Raw genomic sequence first — 18,976 nt, forward strand, 5'->3', positions numbered from 1 at the left:
TGCGGACGAGGACGAAACCGCTCTCGCGGTAATGGCGATTGTGGCGGGACTTACGCGCTGATTTGAGCGGTGGATTTGGTGGATAGGCGCGCCTGTCTGACGATTGGGACCTTCTCAATCTGATGACAGGAGGTTTCGATGTCAGATCATTATGTTCCTAAACTACGCCAACGTTTTGTCGAAGACATGCAGATCAAGGGACTGCAAGCAAAGACGCAGACGATGTATCTGCGTGCGATGCGGGACTTCACCCGGTTTTGGGGCATGCACCCGATAGCGCAACGCCGGAGGAACTGCGAGCGTTCCAGCTTGATATGAAGGAACGGGGTGTCGGTGCGCCAACCTTCAACAACCGTCTGACGGTGCTGAGTTTCTTCTTTGCGACCACGTGCCCGCGCCCGGAGATGAAGCGGCATATGCGGTATCAACGGGCCGCCAAGAAGATCCCGGTGGTGCTGAGTGCGGAGGAAGTGTCGCGCATTCTGGAGGCCGCGCCCGACCAGGTCTTCGTTATCGCGCAGCCTTCAGCGTTGCCTATGGCGGCGGGCTGCGCGCCAGCGAAGTCACCCATTTGAAGCTCGGCGACATCGACAGCGACCGGATGTTAATCCGCGTCGATCAAGGAAAGGGTCGCAAGGACCGTCATGTCATGCTGTCGCCGAGCTTGTTGGAACTTCTGCGCGACTATTACCGTGAGGCCCGGCCCGCAGGTTGGATGTTCCCCGGGCGCAACCGGGTCGATCCGATATCGACTAAACAGTTCAACCGGGCCTTCGCGGTGGCGCGCGACTTCGCCGAGATCAAGAAGAAGGTGTCGCCTCACACGCTCCGGCATAGCTTTGCGACGCATCTGCTGGAGGGCGGGACGGACATACGTGTAATCCAGGTTCTCTTGGGACACGCCAAACTGGAGACCACGACGATCTACACGAAGGTGGCGACCAAGACGATTCAAGATGTGACCAGCCCACTTGATCTGCTGGTGAGCCGGGAGGCCGGTCCCGGTTAGGTCGCGCCCAGATACCCCGGCCAAAACTGGAGGTTGCGGATATCTTCCGCGCCCATGGGGCTGCCTATCGTCGGGACCATGCCGGACACCTGAACCTGCCGCAGCTCAAAGTGATGTCTGCCATCGAGAATTGCCGGACCGCCGCGCTCGGCGGGCACGTTGCGGCCTGCACAAAGTGTGATCATCACCACATCGCCTATAACTCCTGTCGCAATCGACACTGTCCGAAGTGTCGGGGCAACGCAGCACAGGACTGGATGCAGGCACGGATGGAAGATCTGCTACCGGCCGAGTACTTCCACGTGGTCTTCACCCTGCCATCCCAGATCGCCGACATCGCATATCAGAACAAGGCAGCGGTCTACGGTCTGCTGTTCAAGACATCCGCGCAGACGCTCCTGACCATCGCTGCTGACACCAAACATCTGGGCGCTCGGATCGGCATGACATCGGTGCTGCACACATGGGGATCAGCGATGACCCATCATCCGCACGTGCATGTCATCGTGCCGGGAGGCGGGCTGTCGCCGGATGGCACCTCCTGGATCGGTTGCCGTCCGGGGTTCTTTCTGCCGGTGAATGTCCTGTCGAGGCTGTTTCGGCGCTTGTTCCTCGATGGGCTGGTCAGATTGCATAAGGCAGGTAAGCTGCGCTTCTTCGGTAATCTGGTGGGATTGGCAGACCCGGATACCTTCGCTGCCCATCTCGCGCCGCTGCGCAAAACCGATTGGGTCGTCGCCCTTCGGCGGGCCGGAAGCGGTGCTGGCCTATCTAAGCCGTTATACCCACCGCGTGGCGATCTCCAACCATCGTCTGGTCAGTGCCGACGCGGGCACCGTGGTCTTCCGGTGGAACGACTATCGCATCAAACGCGGAGACAGGATGAAGGTCATGCGCTTGCCAACGGACGAGTTCATCCGCCGCTTCCTGATCCACGTTCTGCCATTCGGCTTCCACCGCATCAGAAACTCGGGCTTTCTGGCTAACGGCATTCGTCGCAACAGGATCGCGAAGATCAGGCGTTTGCTGAATGCAGAGCCAAAGCCCGATCAAACACCGGATGAGGTAACCAGCGCCGAATGCGATGATCGACCCGCGCACCAGTCTTGCCCAAAATGCGGCAGTACCATGATCGTTATCGAGGTCTTCCTGCGCGGCCAAGCACCCAAATCCTGGCACCACCATGGGAGGATGCCGCATGAACAGCCCAACCCAATCGGCCTCGCAACGAAAAGGCACCGGACCATTCAGTGCGGCCACCTCTCCAAATCATGCGCGCCATCAGGCCCGCAACCTCATGGCGAGAGGCCATCCAATCAGGCAGTATCGGGAAAAAAGGCTCTCATACACCGCCCGTCGTCAAGCAGCCGTTCACTCTAAACATTCGGCATCCCAGCTGTAGCCCACAATCCCCATAGCTCCAAAACAGCCCGCGCTTTCCTCCTTGTCGGATTTGTCGCCGCTGCAGCTCGCGCTGACAGCAGCCACAAACCATAGACATAGTTGACATTCACCCTCGACCAATAACTCTCTTTTCGTCGCGGTCTCGCGTCTGACGTGCGCTTGACGACGCAACTCATATCAAACGATCATCGTCGAACCATTTTGCGGCGGCCCAAAGGATAACCTATGGAAGTATTTGGAAGTGTTGCACAGCGACGCATGTCGACCATGGGTGAGCATCTTATCCAGCTATTGGGTGATGACCCTCGATTTTGTAGCCATGGGCGCGGTATTCAAATTGCCAACGAGTACGGCGGGGCTTTGGATGATGCCGTTGCAATGGCTCGAATACTCGGCATCACGGCGATAGAAAGCATACCGCGTCAGGAGGTGGCAAAGACGCGAGAAGTCATTGAAAGTCAGGGATTAAAAACCGACACAATCGCTTGTTATCTTGGCGGGCTGAACTGTGTTGACATTGCTCGAAAAATAATTGCCACACGGGCGTTGCCCGAGGATTTGACCGAACGTGTGATTGATCGAGACTCTCCGCCAGAATGGCTTGAAGCTTTCGCAGAAGTCGCGATGAGCCACGGTGTTCTGCCGCCAATAGGGCCGGTTATGCGCGGATTGTCCCGCCCCGGATTTGCGATGGTCGTCTTTGACAGCTCAGGTGCTCCCGTTGCAACCGCGGGCTCAGTTCTGTGCCATCCGCCCAGCAGTAGGCTGCATCGTCGCGCTCAATGGGGGCAACTTTCGACAAAGCCTGAACGCATGGGTGAAGGTGTAGCAAAAGTCTTGGGGGCCAAAGCTATGATACACTCTCATGAAAAACTTGGCGCAACTGGGTTCAAGACAGGCATTGCTCCGGGCAACGTTGCATCAGCACGGTTGTGCGAAAGACTTGGCTTGGAGGATAGCGGCAGCGACATAGTCGCGATCATCGACCCGAATGTATACTCGGAAGATCGGTTGACGAAGTGAGCCATTCGGAAGTTTGTTGTCGCGGTATATCAACGACACTCGCGCGAACCTGACTGAAACTTCTTAAAAAACTAATATTAGGACGAGTTCTAGTCTGCATTGGGCTAGTTGTAGCCGCTTGCCGGAGGTTACTGGCCAATTGCTTTACGGTACTCAGTCGGGGATTGTTGGTGTTTCTCGCGGAACGCACGATTGAACGGCCCAAAGGTCGCCTTATAGGCCAGAAACGCCCGCTTCTCGCGAAGCAGGTCTGGGCCATCCGCGCCCGGCTTGAACTCTCGCACAATCTCAGGGATTTGGCACTCTTCAATCTTGCGATCGATAGCAAGCTGCGAGGCTGCGATCTCGTTCGATTGAACGTAGCCGATCTTGTTACTGGTGATCGTGTCCGCGAACGCGTGACAGTTGTCCAGAGCAAAACAAAACGGCCGGTCCAATTCGAGGTCTCGGAAAATACCCGCCTGTCCGTCTGGACCTGGATATGTCGCCCGGAGATGCTTGGACGCTCTTTCCTTTTCCCAAGCCGCTTCCACGAAAGGCCGCATATATCGACACGACAGTACGCGCGTCTGGTCCTCGATTGGGTGTCGGCAATTGGTTTGGAGCCGAGCGGTTACGGCACGCATTCGCTGAGACGCACAAAAGCGGCACTGATCTACCGGAAAACAGGCAATCTACGCGCGGTGCAGCTTTTGCTTGGCCACACCAAGGTTGACAGCACAGTTCGATATCTTGGAGTTGAATTAGAAGACGCGCTGAGTATCGCAGAAAAGATCGACGTGTGAAGATTGAGCGGGCGGCAAGAGTCGCCCGCTTTTCGTGACTGGCGATTGTCGCATGAGTGTTGACCATCCACTGGGCTTCTGAGCCGAGACGAGCGTCACCATGGTTGTCGATTGAGTTGAATCTCCCGCCCGGATCGCCGGGCTCAGGTCAGTAGCTGGGGCGTCATCACTCCCATGTGACTGCTTGTGCGAAGTAAGCAGTCACTCCTGTAAAGTGCGGCGAACGTCCTCTTCGAGCCCGACCTGTACCTTGGATTTTTGTGCTGCGCGCGCACGCAGCGGGAAAATCGCTGCAATTGCGAAGTTGCGGACGCCGCTGCGCGGCGGGCAAACCGGTCGTTGATGTTCGATGCGGCGAAGATGGACCGGCCAATAAACAGGTCGCGAACGAAGCCTCCTTTTGATTCTCCTCTATCAGTGTTCGGCTTCGTTGCGCGGCCGTGTCGTGACGAGGGTACGTTCTTGACTCTTCACAGGCTAGGAACCACAAGAGTGTATTGGGAAGATTTATTCGTCGCCGCGATGCTGCCGGCTTCGGTGATCCAATGGCCTTCAGACTAACTGTAGCATGTGCCCCAGCATTGGAACGGGTTTCGCTGGGGTCTTCGCTATGAGCTCGTTCCTCGCAAGCATTCGCAACTGTCACCTGACAGGCCCCAGTCATCGCGTGACCCATGAAAGAAGGCGCCGTATGAACAGCACATGGCTCATAAATTGCGTGCTTGATGCCCGATAGATCAGGTCTCAGGCTCCGTTTCAATCAGTCATTCATCGTGTTTACGCGCTGCATTCTTTGTTTGATCCCGACACTTTTGGTGTTGCTCTCAGGTACACAGCTTTCTGCCCAAGTTGCAGGCAATGCCGAAGGATCGGTTTGTGACGAAGGTTTCGAAAACAAGAACGGATCGTGTCAAAGAGCAAACGCACCTGAAAACGCGCATTTGACCGGCAGTTCCTATGGTCCAGGTTGGGAATGCAACCATGGATTCAAGCGTGTTGGAGATCTTTGTGAGGAAATAGCAGTTCCTAAAAACGCATATCTTGCATCGACCGGAGATCGATGGAAGTGCAATCGCTTGTTCCAACGTGTCGAAGATAGATGTGAAGAAGTGTTTGTGCCTGAAAACGGGTTCGTCGAAACACGATTTGGTGCTCAAGAAGCACATTGCCACTGGGGTTTTCGCAAAGAGGGCCGGGAGTGCGTTGCAATAGAAGTTCCCGAGAACGGGCGCTTATCTGACAGGCGAAGCGCTGACGGCTGGGTGTGTCTGAGAGGGTTCAAAGCGACGGAAGGTGGCTGTGACTTTGTGATCGTTCCCGATCACGCATACCTCGCGTCTGACACATATTCTGGATGGAAGTGTGAGCGTGGTTTTCGCGCGAACCAGAACAGGTGTGTTGCGATTTTTGTCCCTTTCAACGCTCACTTAAATCGAAGAGGTGATGGTTGGGAATGTAATCGGCCGTTCACGAGACAGAATGACAAGTGCGCCGAAAATGTGCCGCTACAATAGGTTGGTGGAAATCAATACCGCCTGAAATATCCGGAAGGACCAAGCCGTGAACCATAACTCGATTGACGAAAATCTGGGCAAAAGGCTCAAGGCGGAAAGGGCGCATCGCTGGTCCTACAATGTAAAGATGTTTATCGCGATAGCGGTATTTGTCACGGCGATAATTGTTGTGGTGTTTTTCTGATGCGCAAAAATGCCCCTCAAGTAACCCTTCCGGACTACAATATGTCAGCTCGTGGTGTGGAACAAAGTGCATTTCAGGACCGCAGTGTTCGTAAGTCGCGGAACGCTGACGTATCAGGAGTGATTGAAGTAGAATTTGGAAAGTACTTGATTAAGGCTGGCGTTCTGAGCGGTAATAGTGTTGCACGGGCATTCCCCATGCCACCAGCTAAAACGCAGGCAATGATTGCCGATGCAGTTGGTGAAACGCCGGCATTAGCCATTGAAGCCTTAAAAGAAGTTCTCGAAGAACGAGACAGGAAGCGTAGCGGTCAACGCCGTTTGGAGGGAAACTCCGGCACCCTCGTTCCCAGTGAAAGAGAATATGCCGAGGCATTGCGCCAGATCAGGCTCACCCCTGCGCAGGTCACAATGCTCAAAGCACTCACAATCGCAGGCAAGGACGGTCTAACCATTGGTCACTTGTCTCAGGCAGCCGGTTACAAATCGCGCGAGGCCTCCATCAAGGTCTTCAAGAAAATCGGACTATTGATCGCAGAATATCTGGAACTGGACCTACCCGAAGCCGGATCGGTACAAAATGATGGCGCTGCGCAGGTCCTGGCGTTTTCTCACATCGAAAGTGACGATGAGCCCGCGACTTGGATTATGCATCAGGAACTGCGTGATGCTGTTCGTTCAGTCCTATGACGTACGTTCCAGCGCCTGCTTTTGAAGCGAACACCGAACCGGGACAAATGCACGAAAGGTTGCACACGTAGCTTATGTTGGAAAAAAGACCATATCCGCTTGAATTGATCTATGTACCTATAAAACGTGCAAAAACACTTGATCAGCAAAAAGTCCTGACGCTGGCCGATGATATCCTGAAGAACGGCCAGAAGACGCCTATTCAGATACGCGCGGATAACAAGAGGTTCGTGCTGATTGAAGGCCTTCACCGATTAGAGGCCATTCGCGCCTTGGGCGGTGATACGGTCGAAGCCTATCTGGTACACGCTAGGTTGCACTAAATGCCTATTGGAATTGGCGTTAGACAAAGCCTCGGAAAATGTCAGCAGACGTTGACTTTTTTCATCCCAAAGATGCAATCGAGCACAATGAAAGCTCTCATACAGAGTAATACGCTGGCAGTTTTCTAACTCAGAATGGTCACGCAAAACCTCGTTTAGCCGATAAAAAGGTATTCGGCTGGCTAGGTGGTGAACATGGTGCACGCCTATATTAGCAGAGAACCAACGCAGGATGTCAGGCAGGGCATAGTGAGAACTTCCATAGAATGCGGCGTTCTGAAGATTCCAGCTCTCTTCCCGATCCCGGGTCGTGTGTTTAAACTAGTGTTGAATGTAAAAAAGCCAAATACCAAGTGACGATGCGACAATCATGGTTGGCAGGAAAACATACGCCAACACCTCAAAGCCTACGGCCCAAAAAACCAGTGCCAATAACCCTGCAATCGCGACGTTTGTTCCCATTGCACTTGCCCAGTGCAGCCAGCCTGTCCGCATGAAGCCAAGAGGTAAACGATTTTGAAGGAAGAACGTATAGATCGGCGCGACACCGAACAGGAAGGTGGAATTCCGGGTCAGACGATAAGCGGCACGCCAGAACCACTTCCGCTTCAAGTATTCTTCAGTGGTCAATGTAGGGATGTCACCCATACCGCGCGATCAAGGTTACCGGTTGAGGCGTGGTGAATCGCATGGCTTGGCCGCCAAACGTCATAGGGTGTCAGGGCAAGAACACCTAGAACCCGGCCTGTCCAATTGCAAACATTGCGGTTTCTAAAGAATGATCCATGACCGCAATCATGCATAATGATGAAGATACGGACCAGAAATGCGGCATTCAGGATGGTCAGTAATATTGCGATCCAGACGCTAAAAGATGAAGCCGTTCACGCTAGGGCCCATAGTGCAAAAAAGGGGACAACAGTGATCGCAATTTTTTAAATACTGCGCTTCGCATCGGGCACACGGTATTGCGCGAGCGCCCGCGTCCAGACTTTTGTTTGCAACTTACTTGTTCTCCAACAGCTTATAGTAGCCCAGTGTGCAAACGGGCACCCAGAAAGGGTGCCCGAAAAAGGTCAGGCGAGTGCCAGATTGGCAGCGTTGTCACGTCCGTCACGGCCCGCTTCAATGTCGAAGGTAGGTTCGGCCCGATAGGTGGCTCAACAACCGCGTTGAGAACTCCCACCTTCCATTCCGACGAAGAGAACGCGCTATGCAACGTTTCAGGCGTATGAGAAGTTTGCAAAAATTCGCTGCCGTTCATTCCTCCGTCTACAACCATTTCAACCAGGAAAGATCGCTCACCAGCCGAGACACCTTAAAGCTGACACGCAGTGCCGCTCTTGCCGAGTGGCGCGAACTTGGCATGGAATAAAGGACAGCGTTACTGGCCTACCAGGGACTGGTTCGAATTTGTCTGACAGCACCCGCCTTATGATGTTGCGCTGCGGACGACGCCTATTCTTCAACAATTCCCACAGCGAGACCTTCCGTGAAGCTCAGAGCTACTCTGTCTCCCGGGCCAAGCTGTTCAACAAACTCACGACCAACATCCGTTTCAACCTCGATCATTTGTTCTGTGCCGCTGCTGTCCGTCACAGTGGCGATTGAGCTCGCGGCGTCGAAGGAAACAAAAGTCAGAATTAACGTGACCATGGTTCCGGCAGCCACGCCCGGTGTTGATCCCTCTGCAGCCTGGCCTTCTAATTCAACCATACTGTCAACCTCGCCGGGGAATGCCATGTTTGCGGCTACCCCCAGTGTGTATACCGCTTTGACTGTGTCGCCTTCTTCAATTTGGTCGAAGTTTGCGACTTCCGGTCCTGCAACAATGGTCTCTTCCTCGCCTGTCTCTGAGTTTTGCAGCACGATAACCCTCCTCTGCCACTTAGTCGAGCGCGTTCAGTAAAACCGGTCTAGATGCGTTCAGGAGGGTTTGATTTCATACGTCCTGCACTATCCCCATTTGCCCGAATTGGACGTTTTTTCGAGCAAGCAAAACGAACAGAGCACTGCCAAGCGTTACTGAGTGACGGCCACAACAGCCAGACAATCGCCGTGCTTGATCAGGCCGGGGAAATGTCGTGCTGCCAGAATCCCAGTCTCATTTGAAATCACATCTGCAGGCTTTTGTCCTGACCCATCCAAGGGCCATATCCTTGCGATGGTGTCGCCCTTGGCCACATCATCCGCGAGATCGAACAACATCTCAAGCATCCCGTCGCAGGGCGAAAAGTGAAAGCAATCGCCGCCGGTGGTATCGATGCGAGTGGTGCCAGTACCAATTGGCTCCCCTTTCAAAATCCCAGCGTGCTTCAGGATATTTTCTGCACCCCTGCGCGCAATGCTGGCTGAGCGCGCTGTGGCGGAGCCGCCACCTCCAAGCTCGGTGGAGACAAAAATCTTCCCTGCCTCCTCGACCGCTGTGTCGTACATGCCAGCGGAGTCGATTTCTTTAAGCGTCATTGAGTAAGGAGCGCCGAAAGCCTCCATCGCGGCGATGCACGCCGCTTCTTGGGTTTTGTCCTCAAGCAAGTGGGCTGCAGCAAATGGAATGAAGTCCAGAGACTTGCCACCGGAATGATAGTCGAGAACGATATCTGCCAAGGGGATGAGCCGGTTCAGGAAATAATCTGCAATCTTTTCTGTCACCGTACCATTGGGTTTGCCGGGAAAGATGCGGTTCATGTTGAGCCCATCTACCGGCGAAATCCGCCGTGCGGCCCGAAATGCGGGGTAGTTCATGTAAGGCACGATGATCACCCTGCCTCTTATCTCTTCGGCGCTCAGATCATGTGCAAGCGACTGGAGCGCAATTGGGCCTTCGTATTCGTCCCCGTGGTTGGCCCCTGTAAGCAGCGCGGTTGGGCCATCCCCGTTTCGAAACACTGAAATCGGGATCTGAATAAGGCCCCACGCACTGTCCTCGCGGCTGTGCGGAAGAGATAGAAAGCCGTGAAACTCCCCATCCTGTTCGAAGGGAACCGTGCTTGAGATCGGATTGGTCGCGGTCATGGCTTAATCATCAGTTTGCGTGGAACATTGGCGAGCAATTCGGGTTCACCGTCGCGTATGACGATGCTCTCGGTAATCTCAAAGCCCCATTCGTCCATCCAAAGACCCGTCATAAAATGGAACGTCATGTTTGGTTCAAGAACCGTTTTGTCACCCGCCCGCAGGCTCATGGTCCTTTCGCCCCAGTCCGGGGGATAAGATAGACCGATCGGATAGCCGGTTCGGTTGTCTTTCTCAATTCCGTGGCGGGACAAAACCGCAAAGAAGGCTTTGGCGATGTCCTCGCAGAGATTGCCCGCGCGGGCCACTTCAAGACCGGCTTCCATTCCTTCTTGAACCGCTTTTTCGGCTTCAAGAAAGTCTTTTGTCGGCTGGCCAAGAAAAACGGTTCTCGACAACGGGCAATGATACCTGCGATACACGCCCGCGATTTCGAAAAACGTTCCTTCGCCGGTCTTCATGGGCTTGTCATCCCATGTCAGGTGCGGCGCGGCGGCATCCGCCCCGGACGGCAAAAGCGGGACAAGCGCGGGATAGTCGCCCCCAGCACCAATCTGATCGTCATAGCGCAGACCGGCGTCATAAATCTCGGCCACGAGCGAAGACTTTGGAAGACCTGGCTCAACCACTTCGAAGATGCGTTTGTGCATCTTTTCGACAAACCGCCCAGCTACGCGCATATAGTCAAGCTCGGTCTCGGACTTCACTGCGCGCTGCCAGTTCACCAGCGCCGTTGCATCGAAAAACGATGCGTCAGGCAGGCCGCTGGTCAAGGCGGCATAGGCCTTGGCCGAGAACCAGTAGTTGTCCATCTCGACGCCGATGCGCTTGGTGCCCTGACCCCGCTCGGTCAGACGCGCCGCGAGATAATCCATCGGATGGCGTTCGGTGGATTGCACATAGTGGTCCGGGTAGCCAATGATATCGGCCTCGGGCAGCCATGTGGTACGACGTGCGCCTGCCGCGTCCTGGCCGCGTCCGAACCAAATCGGGTCGAAATCGGTGCCGACGACAACAGCCTGATGCACATAGAAGGACCAGCCGTCATAACCTGTCAGCCACGCCATATTGGACGGGTCCGATATTATGAGCACATCCAGCCCCGCCGCCGCCATTGCGGTTCGGGTCTTGGACAGGCGGCTTGCGAATTCATCGGGCGTGAAGTGGAGAATGGGTGCGTTCATGGTGTTTTTCTTCAGCTGTTGAATGTAGTGCCCGCGCCTTTGGCCTCGGCGCGTTGCCTTGCGAGCGTGGCGATGGCGGTGTCCTGCACGCCAGTGCCTGTCAGATCGGCTATGATAATATCGCTTTCTGACCGCCGACCAGACACATTGCCAACGACGATCTCTCCCAACTCAGCAAACTGCTTATCGGGAGGAATAACACCTGCGGCAAGGGCGCTACGCAATTCACCTTTGACGGCGCATTGCGATTGACTATCCGGTACGTACAGGTCCGCGTGGGCCAGACAGCCCGGTTCCAGCTCAACCTTGTGTTCCTGATCCGACCCCATCGCGATGACCAACTGCCCCGGTCGCAACCAGTCCGACATGACTAGAGGCGTGGAAGCGGGCGTGGTGGTCACGACGATATCCGCCGAGGATACAGCAGCAGCGACGTCCTCCTTCGCACTTACGTCGATCCCCATGTCATCCCGCAGTTCGGTCGCCAGGGCATCGGCCTTTGAATTGTCTCGCGCCCAAATCACTGCGTTTGCGATCGGTCGTACAAGAGCAAGAGCCTTCAATTGCAATCTGGCTTGAACTCCGGCCCCGATGACACAGACACTGCTTGCGTCTTCTTTTGCCAAGTGACGCGCGGCCACGGCTCCGGCGGCGGCGGTGCGGACATCCGTGAGGTAGCCGTTATCCAGCAGCAGAGCTTCGAGAATACCCGTCTTGGAAGAAAACAACACCATCAACCCGGATGTGCTTGGCAGGCCCAACTTGGGGTTGTCGAAAAATCCGGGGCTCATCTTCATAGCAAAACTGTCGATGCCGGGAACATAGGCGGACTTCACGCACACTTCGCCATTATGGTCCGGAACCATCAACGTCATGATCGGGGGCATCACGACGCTGCCTCCGGCCAGCACTGCAAACCCCTGTTCAACGCAATCGATCGCGTCGATGTCAAGCGGAACGAGCGTGCGAAGGTCGGCCTCGGTCAGTATTTTGATTTCTGGCAACTCAACTCTCCTGTGCCACATCCACATCTTCACCGGAAATGATCCGATGATGCAGGTTCATATCGATATTCTGCCCCGAAATGACGACGATGCATTTGCCGGGACCTTTGATTTTTCCCGACATCAGCGCGGCAATCCCAACACTGCCCGAGCCTTCGATGACCTGACGTTCTTGCCAATAGGCGTGGCGGATGGCTGCGGCGATCTCTGCCTCACTGACCAGAACGATCTCGTCGACAAAGCTACGGGTCATTGAAAAAGTGTATTCGTTGTCCAGCCCGACCCCGCCGCCGAGGCTATCCGCGAGGGTTGGAAGCTCGGGGACCATAATGGGCTTGCCCGCCTGTTGGCTTTCATACATGGCGGCACCGCGCTCCATCGAAACACCAATCACGCGGGTCGATGGACTCAGCCTTTTGATGACCAAGCCTACCCCAGAAATCAGCCCACCGCCGGATAAGGGGACCAGTACGGTATCGGGATCTGGCGACTGTTCAAGCATCTCAAGCGCCAGTGTGCTTTGTCCTGCGATGATCTGAGGGTGATCAAACGGCGGCAACATCACCATGCCTTCGGCAACGAGCTTATCGACTTCCAGCTGAGCATCATCCTGGGATCGCCCGACGATACGCACCTCGGCCCCTTCTGCCTTGATCCCGTCCACCTTGTTTTGCGGCACAAGCTCGGACATGCAGATGATGCACCGCACGCCCGCTTGTTTTGCCGCGTATGCCAGACCGCGACCGTGATTGCCGGTGGAGACACCGACTACACCGTGCGCACGTTCGGCTTCGGTCAGCGACAACACAGCGTTGGACGCGCCGCGAAGTTTGAAACTGCCGGTTTTTTGCAGCTGCTCTAATTTGAGTTCTATGGTGCCACCGGTTGTCGCGCTCAGGCTGGATGAGGCGGCAATCGGAGTGGTCCGGACATGGCCAGAAATGCGCTGCCGCGCCGCGTGGCTGTCCTGAAGAGTGATTTCAGATTTCATTGCTTATTCCGAGCATGTTACGTCTTAAACAGCAAGCCGCCGTGTGGCACGTCAGAGGGTATCCCCAGATGCCTCATGCACCGCCAAACCATTGCCTGATTGGACGTCACAACCGGCTTGCTCAGCCGCTGCTCCAATTCCTCGACACATCCGGCGGCCCGAACGGCGGTGCAGGAAATGAAAAGCGCATCGGCATCATCGGCGCAGGCAGCAGCCCCGCCCTCGACAATGCTTTCTTTGGATATACGCGCCATTTCGCGGTCATCGGTCAGCCCGAAACAGGCGGCGTTCACAACGGTGGCGCTGCGTTGCGAGAAATAGGCAGAAAGGGACTCTGTTACATCCTGCGTGTAGGGGGTCAGAACACTGACCTTCCTAACGCCCAACGCGTCGAAAGCATCAAAGGCGGCGGAACTCGGGGTCACGCATGGCACGCCGGGCTTGGCCCTGTTCATGTGTTCGGCCACCGTGTCGTTGCCAAGAACCACAGAGGCGGCGGTGCATCCATAGACCAGAACATCTAGCGCCTCACCCGGCAGGATGTCGGCCGCGGCAGCAGTTAGACGCGGGCCGGTCCGCATAAGACTTTCGTGAGTGGTCGGGTTTTCGAACGCGATACGATTCACATAGACGCCAACATCCTGACCTTGCAGCATCCGCGAAAAATCAAACTCGGTCGTGTGATCGGTGGCCAGAGCGACCAATCCGATACGCTTTGCAACGGGGCGGGCGTCGAGACGGGATGCAACGGATGAAACCGAAGACTTTATGGACAATTCCATTTCTACCTCAAACCACAAGTACAGGGCATTGTGCCAGGCTTGTCACCTTGTGCGAAACGCTTCCCAGCAGATACCCCTCGATTGATCCCAAACCACGGCTTCCCATGACAATCAGGTCGTTCTGATGCTCTTGCGAGAAGCCGACGATTGTGCGCGCAACGGGCCCGCCCTTGACGAAGGCACGTATGTTCTCGCAGCCTGCTTTTCGGGCGATTGATGCGCCATTTTCTGCGATTTCCTTGGAACGCTCGCGCATGATTTCGTCAATGTTATCGGGCTGTTCAACGTCTGTTACGTACATTGACCCCTCGAGTACCGAATGGTGCCGATAGAGGGTCAATATCGTGAGTTCAGCGCCCGATAGTTTCGCTAGCTCCGCAGCCTTTTGAACTGCCGCGACTGCGCCTTCGGACCCGTCAAATGCGGCCAGTATTGATGTAAACATGCGTCAGCCCCCTATTTGCCAAAGGCCACATCGCGCAGGAAAAGCGCCAGTTGTGGGAAGAAGATCAAAAGAACCGAGACGGTAAGAAGCATGAACACGAAAGGTGGTGTTCCCCGGATGACCTCAAGATAGGGCCGCTTGAACACCGCCACCGCGGTAAAGATATCGCATCCAAAGGGTGGCGTGGCAGACCCGATTGCGGCCTGCAGCGTGATCAATGTGCCAACCAGGATCGGATCAAGCCCGGTTTGCGCGACAACAGGTGCAAAGATTGGAACAAAGATCAAGATCACGACGATCGGGTCCACGAACATGCAGCCGATGAAGAATGCGATCGCAATTGTGAACAACACACCGATCTGACCCATCTGGTCAATTCCAAGTGCCCCCAGCAGCTGCTGCGGGATTTGCGCGAAGGACAAAACCCAGGCAAATGCCGCCCCGGCACCGACAAGGATAAAGACCACGGCGGTCACCATTCCAGTCGACAGGGCCGTTTGATAAAGGTCCGTGATTTTCATGGTTCTGAAAATCACCACTTCCAGGAAGAGCGCATAGGCCACGCTGATTGCAGCCGCCTCTGTCGGGCTGAAAATACCGAAGAAAATCCCGCCAATGATCAGCAGGGGAAAACCCAGTGGCCACAGGGCACCGCGGATCGCGACCAACCGTTCGCTCCAAGACGCTTTCGGCTCGGTCGGGACATCGTTCAGCTTGGCATAGATGACACTGTAGATCGAAAACATAATCAGGATCAGAATGCCCGGCCCAAGACCCGCGATGAACAGTTCAGGAATGGATGCTTTTGCCACCACACCATAGATGATCATCCCGATGCTTGGCGGGATCAGAAACGCGATGTCGCTCGAATTCACGATGAGGGCGAGGATGAATGAATCCTTGTAGCCCCCTTTGAGCATCCGGGGCCGCAAGGGCGTACCCACAGCGACAACGGTTGCCTGGGTGGAACCCGACACAGCGCCAAACAAGGCGCAGGCCGTCGCAGTGCTGACCGCCAGACCCCCTCGAATGTGGCGGACAAAGGCCATGACCATATCGATCAAACGGCCTGCGGACTGACCCCGTGTCATGATGTCCGCTGCCAATATGAACATAGGCACGGCAATCAAGGACGCGGGCCGGATTCCCCCAAGCATCTGTTGAACCAGAAACTCGGTCTTTTCGATGGAACCGAACAGTTGAACGACACCGATGAACGCCCCGGCAATCAGCGGAACCATCATCGGAAAGCCCAGCAGAAGCAGCACGACCATTACGGAAAACATCAACAGGGCCATATTAAAGCTCCAATTCCAGTTCCTGCGCATCCGCTTCGCGCAGATCCGTGGACAGATAGATTTCCGGCTCTTTGAGGTTTTGAAGGCAGGTCAACGCGTACTGAATGCCCGAGACGAGCAGCCCGACAGGGACCCAAAGGAAGCTGAGGTAAACGGGGAATCCAAGCGCAGGATAAACGCGCCCCTTCGATTGAATACTGACGATGTATTGCACCGCATACCAAGCCAGAAGCAGCAGCAGTATCGAAGTGAACCCCGTGATGATGATCATCAGAACCTTCCGGATGCGCTTTGGCATTGCATCGGAAATGGCTGACATCCGAATATGGCGCCCGTGCCGCGCGGCGTAGCCAAGCCCCGCAAACGTCACCAACAAAATGAATATGCTGTTCAGTTCTTCCGCGAAGATGATCGAGTGATTGAACATGAACCGGCTGATGACATTGGCAATAGTATTCACGGCCATCAGGATCACGCCCGTGGCCATGATCACACGTTCCAGCGCGGCGATACCGTTGTCCAAACTGTTGATCAGACCCGTCACGCCGCCTTTTTTGTCTGGCGTATTGTTCATCTTCTCTCCCCAATGCCAGCCGGCCCGGCGCATCGCTTTGATTTTTTTAACGGCCTGCGGGCCTCAGAATTTTGGAAAGGGCCCGCAGTGCACCGTGAGTGGTTTAGTTCCTCTGGTGCAGCCTATTGCCGCGCCGCTTCCAGATCTTTCTTCATCTGTTCAAGGATGGCCTCACCACGTGGTCCTGCCCGCTCGATAAATGCAGCTTCCACCAATGCAGCCCGTTCTTTGAACGCTTCGCGTTCTTGGTCTGTCAGGCGCACAATCTTATAGTCGGGATTGGATTCCTGGATCTTTTTCAAGCCAATGGCGTCCAGTTCGACCGCCACATCGAGGATATAGTCCAAAGCTTCCTGCGACGCCTTTTGAACAAGGGCTTTGTCCTCGTCGCTCAGCCCATCATAGAATTCGACATTTGCCATGACGGCAGTCGTGTATTGTCCGTGGCCGGTATAGGTCATGACCTTGGTGAGGTTGTCCAGATCATAGGCTTCGATCCAGACCGTAGGATTTTCCTGCCCGTCAACCATGTTGGTTTTCAAGGCCCCGATCAGTTCGCCCCATGGCATCGCAATCGGAGACGCGCCAAAGGCTTTGTATGTCTCCAGAAGCAATGGCGATGTCATGGTGCGAATTTTCATACCCTCCATATCTTCGGGGGTGCGGAATTCTTCCATAGTGGTCACGACCATTTCGCCCTCAGGGAACATGGCCAAAAGCTCAAGGCCCTGTTCGCGGTAGCTATCGTGGAACATCTCGTTGACCGCGACGCCCTCTTTGAAAAACTTGCGAACTTCCTGCGGGTCCGTCGGCTGAACATACGGCACCAGAAACGCCTCAGCCTCGGGGATCATCGCGCCTGTAAAGCCCGGCGATTGATCGATGAACTGAAGCAATCCGGCCTGTGCCTGTTCCATGGCATCAGCGGATTCCCCAAGCGAGCCGATGGGGAAGATCTGAACGGTATGATCGGAATTGGCCTCGATCACCTCTTTGAACTTCAAAGCATACATGCCCTGCGGATCAGTCAGCGCCTCTTCCATGGCATAGCGCCAGTTGTCGGCACTGGCGGAGGTTGCTCCGATCAACATTGCAAGTGCAGACGCCGCTGCAGCAAATTTCTTAATTGTCATGTTTGACTCCCTGTTTCATTGGCACGTCTCAGGTTGGCCCTGATTGGCCGCTGGTAACTTCGAGGGCGCATGACACAGCATCCGGCCCTGACGCGGCCAATGCTTTTTCGGAAATTCTAATCATGTCAATTTAATTATTAAATCATGACAATTTTATCCAGTGTTTCCGTGCAAACTCAGATTGCGAGGAGCGCCGGTTCCGGCGAATTGCCTGCCAAACGGGCGATTATAATCAGTCCTTTTGCAAGCTCTTGCTCTGTCCCGATTCCGACACAAATGCGGACGGCTTCCGGCGCGGCCTCTTCTCCGGTCCGAAAATTCGAGGACGCTGCAACCGCGACACCTTCGTTGCGCGCATGTTCGACAAAATCCCGCGCTTTCCATGGCTCCGGCAGCGGAAGCCAGACATGCATTCCATATGGCGAAGAAGCAAAATCAAGTGGACCGAACTTTGATCTCACGATTGCGTTTCTGCGGTCGAGATTCTTCCTTTGCCACTTCAAAAGCGTTTGCGCTGTCCCATCCACGATCCAGCGCGTGGCAATCTCGGCCATAAGGGGCGTCGCCATCCAATTCGTGACAAGATGACGGTTCCGCGCGGCCGATATCATCGATTCCGGAACCACCAGCCAGCCAAGCCGCAACCCGGGCAGCAGGCACTTCGTCAACCCGGTAAAGTAGAAGGTTTGATCCGGCGCCAGTTCAACAAAGGCCGGGGATCTTGCAGGGTTGATCGGACCCCAGGCATCGCTTTCGATGATCCAGACACCATACTTTCTTGCAATATCACACAAGGCCTGTCTGCGCTCGGCGCTTGCAAAAGCGCAAGTCGGTCCAAGTCCGGATGGCATTACAAACAAGGCCTTGACGGCATCACTTTTGCACGCCACCTCAAATGCCTCGGGCACAACACCCTCTGCGTCAATGGAAAGGCCTTGCAGGCGCAGACCCAGCGCCGAGGTCAGCGATTTGAGCGTATGGTGGCCCAGCGTTTCAGTCACAACCAGCTCGCCCGGCAAGGCGGCCGTCTGCAGTGCGACGCTCATGGCCGCGGTATTGCCATTTGTCGGAATAACGCGCTCGGGGTCGACCGGCACCCCGCCCGATGTGATCCAGCGCGCGGCCTCGGTGACATGTCGTTCCAGTGTCGAGCGCGGTCGAAATGAAACGAGTGTGCTTTGAGGCAGGTCCTTGGACAGCTCGCTCAGCGTCCGAGCCATACATTCTGCGTGAATGTCACTGGTGACAGGGGCGAGCATTGAGAGGTCAATAATGTCCAAACCACCCAACGCGCGATTCCACGGCACCTGAGCATCACCATCGCGCCCACGCACAAAGCTGCCGCGTCCGACCTCTCCGCTGATAAAGCCCAAACGGCTCAACTCGTCATAGGCACGGCTGACTGTCTGAACACTCAGCTCCAGCTCATACGACAGCGCCCGATGGGTCGGAAGCTGCGTCCCGGCGGGCAAGTCGCCGCTCTCAATCGCCTCAACCAGCTTTCTCGCCAGCGAACGGTAAGCCGGGCGCACCAGATCTTGTTTTTGTATCGGCCATTTTGTCATGATATTATCCTGAATAATACCAATACAATTGACAAGTACATTCCGATTTCGGAT

Annotated in this window: 21 protein-coding genes and 2 pseudogenes; 10 read left to right on the forward strand and 13 right to left on the reverse strand. The window is 55.3% G+C overall.

The features are described from left to right. Positions 1-138: 138 nt before the first annotated feature. The 9 genes and pseudogenes from ACR3EJ_RS20595 to ACR3EJ_RS20635 all read left to right on the forward strand — a co-directional run bounded on the left by ACR3EJ_RS20595 (position 139) and on the right by ACR3EJ_RS20635 (position 6,931). Positions 139-318, forward strand: coding sequence for a hypothetical protein (locus tag ACR3EJ_RS20595; RefSeq protein WP_480423456.1), 180 nt, complete (start codon positions 139-141; stop codon positions 316-318). Continuing rightward, positions 315-575: a hypothetical protein gene (locus tag ACR3EJ_RS20600; RefSeq protein ID WP_480423655.1), complete on the forward strand. Its 261-nt coding sequence runs from the start codon at positions 315-317 to the stop codon at positions 573-575. Before ACR3EJ_RS20595 ends, ACR3EJ_RS20600 begins: the two co-directional genes overlap by 4 nt. After that, positions 548-1,009 carry a tyrosine-type recombinase/integrase gene (locus tag ACR3EJ_RS20605; RefSeq protein ID WP_480423640.1) on the forward strand — a complete coding sequence of 154 codons (462 nt, stop codon included), beginning with the start codon at positions 548-550 and terminating at the stop codon, positions 1,007-1,009. The genes ACR3EJ_RS20600 and ACR3EJ_RS20605 overlap by 28 nt, the downstream gene beginning before the upstream one ends. 11 nt (positions 1,010-1,020) lie before the next feature. Further along, a pseudogene (locus tag ACR3EJ_RS20610) lies at positions 1,021-2,211 on the forward strand (IS91 family transposase). A 427-nt stretch (positions 2,212-2,638) separates the two neighbouring features. Beyond that, a complete protein-coding gene (locus tag ACR3EJ_RS20615) occupies positions 2,639-3,436 on the forward strand; it encodes a hypothetical protein (protein WP_170703756.1) in 798 nt (265 codons plus the stop codon). Between the two features lie 164 nt (positions 3,437-3,600). Then, positions 3,601-4,221, forward strand: coding sequence for a tyrosine-type recombinase/integrase (locus ACR3EJ_RS20620; protein WP_170547582.1), 621 nt, complete (start codon positions 3,601-3,603; stop codon positions 4,219-4,221). Between the two features lie 1,560 nt (positions 4,222-5,781). After that, positions 5,782-5,919, forward strand: coding sequence for a C17orf78 family protein (locus tag ACR3EJ_RS20625; protein WP_170547580.1), 138 nt, complete (start codon positions 5,782-5,784; stop codon positions 5,917-5,919). Further along, entirely contained in the window at positions 5,919-6,608 is a 690-nt protein-coding gene (locus tag ACR3EJ_RS20630; protein ID WP_170547578.1) for a hypothetical protein, read from the forward strand. Before ACR3EJ_RS20625 ends, ACR3EJ_RS20630 begins: the two co-directional genes overlap by 1 nt. A 74-nt stretch (positions 6,609-6,682) precedes the next feature. Further along, the gene (locus tag ACR3EJ_RS20635; protein WP_170547576.1) at positions 6,683-6,931 is read left to right on the forward strand and encodes a ParB N-terminal domain-containing protein; all 249 of its coding nucleotides are present in this window, start codon (positions 6,683-6,685) and stop codon (positions 6,929-6,931) included. Positions 6,932-7,252: 321 nt separating this feature from the next. On the opposite strand, the gene ACR3EJ_RS20640 is transcribed toward ACR3EJ_RS20635, so the two are convergent. Continuing rightward, positions 7,253-7,579, reverse strand: coding sequence for a hypothetical protein (locus ACR3EJ_RS20640; protein WP_480423459.1), 327 nt, complete (start codon positions 7,577-7,579; stop codon positions 7,253-7,255). Next, positions 7,558-7,791, reverse strand: coding sequence for a fatty acid desaturase (locus tag ACR3EJ_RS20645; protein WP_480423642.1), 234 nt, complete (start codon positions 7,789-7,791; stop codon positions 7,558-7,560). Before ACR3EJ_RS20645 ends, ACR3EJ_RS20640 begins: the two co-directional genes overlap by 22 nt. A 293-nt stretch (positions 7,792-8,084) precedes the next feature. Between ACR3EJ_RS20645 and ACR3EJ_RS20650 the strand changes: the two are divergent. Then, a pseudogene (locus tag ACR3EJ_RS20650) lies at positions 8,085-8,306 on the forward strand (DDE-type integrase/transposase/recombinase); the annotation flags it as partial. 83 nt (positions 8,307-8,389) lie between these two features. Here the strand turns inward: ACR3EJ_RS20650 and ACR3EJ_RS20655 are convergent. From ACR3EJ_RS20655 to ehuR, 11 genes are all read right to left on the reverse strand, one after another. Further along, positions 8,390-8,800: a hypothetical protein gene (locus tag ACR3EJ_RS20655; protein WP_170547574.1), complete on the reverse strand. Its 411-nt coding sequence runs from the start codon at positions 8,798-8,800 to the stop codon at positions 8,390-8,392. A 153-nt stretch (positions 8,801-8,953) separates the two neighbouring features. Continuing rightward, on the reverse strand, positions 8,954-9,946 hold the full coding sequence (doeB, locus tag ACR3EJ_RS20660) for a N(2)-acetyl-L-2,4-diaminobutanoate deacetylase DoeB (RefSeq protein ID WP_170547572.1): 993 nt from the start codon (positions 9,944-9,946) through the stop codon (positions 8,954-8,956). Beyond that, positions 9,943-11,130 (reverse strand): ectoine hydrolase DoeA, encoded by a 1,188-nt coding sequence (gene doeA / locus ACR3EJ_RS20665; RefSeq protein WP_170547570.1) that lies wholly within the window; start codon positions 11,128-11,130, stop codon positions 9,943-9,945. The genes doeB and doeA overlap by 4 nt, the downstream gene beginning before the upstream one ends. Positions 11,131-11,141: 11 nt before the next feature. Beyond that, positions 11,142-12,134 carry an ectoine utilization protein EutC gene (eutC, locus tag ACR3EJ_RS20670; protein WP_170547568.1) on the reverse strand — a complete coding sequence of 331 codons (993 nt, stop codon included), beginning with the start codon at positions 12,132-12,134 and terminating at the stop codon, positions 11,142-11,144. A 1-nt stretch (position 12,135) separates the two neighbouring features. Next, positions 12,136-13,125, reverse strand: a complete 990-nt coding sequence (gene eutB, locus ACR3EJ_RS20675) for a hydroxyectoine utilization dehydratase EutB (RefSeq protein WP_170547567.1) — start codon at positions 13,123-13,125, stop codon at positions 12,136-12,138. A 17-nt stretch (positions 13,126-13,142) separates the two neighbouring features. Beyond that, positions 13,143-13,907: an ectoine utilization protein EutA gene (eutA, locus tag ACR3EJ_RS20680; RefSeq protein ID WP_170547565.1), complete on the reverse strand. Its 765-nt coding sequence runs from the start codon at positions 13,905-13,907 to the stop codon at positions 13,143-13,145. 7 nt (positions 13,908-13,914) lie between these two features. Further along, positions 13,915-14,352, reverse strand: coding sequence for a universal stress protein (locus ACR3EJ_RS20685; RefSeq protein ID WP_170547563.1), 438 nt, complete (start codon positions 14,350-14,352; stop codon positions 13,915-13,917). A gap of 11 nt (positions 14,353-14,363) precedes the next feature. After that, positions 14,364-15,650, reverse strand: a complete 1,287-nt coding sequence (locus ACR3EJ_RS20690) for a TRAP transporter large permease (RefSeq protein ID WP_170547561.1) — start codon at positions 15,648-15,650, stop codon at positions 14,364-14,366. Position 15,651: 1 nt separating this feature from the next. Next, positions 15,652-16,224 (reverse strand): TRAP transporter small permease, encoded by a 573-nt coding sequence (locus ACR3EJ_RS20695; protein ID WP_170547559.1) that lies wholly within the window; start codon positions 16,222-16,224, stop codon positions 15,652-15,654. 122 nt (positions 16,225-16,346) lie between these two features. Continuing rightward, positions 16,347-17,357, reverse strand: a complete 1,011-nt coding sequence (gene dctP / locus ACR3EJ_RS20700; protein ID WP_170547557.1) for a TRAP transporter substrate-binding protein DctP — start codon at positions 17,355-17,357, stop codon at positions 16,347-16,349. 176 nt (positions 17,358-17,533) lie between these two features. After that, a complete protein-coding gene (gene ehuR, locus ACR3EJ_RS20705; protein WP_170547555.1) occupies positions 17,534-18,922 on the reverse strand; it encodes a MocR-like ectoine utilization transcription factor EhuR in 1,389 nt (462 codons plus the stop codon). Positions 18,923-18,976: the final 54 nt, after the last annotated feature.

This window comes from Ruegeria sp. AB11, from assembly GCF_056536325.1.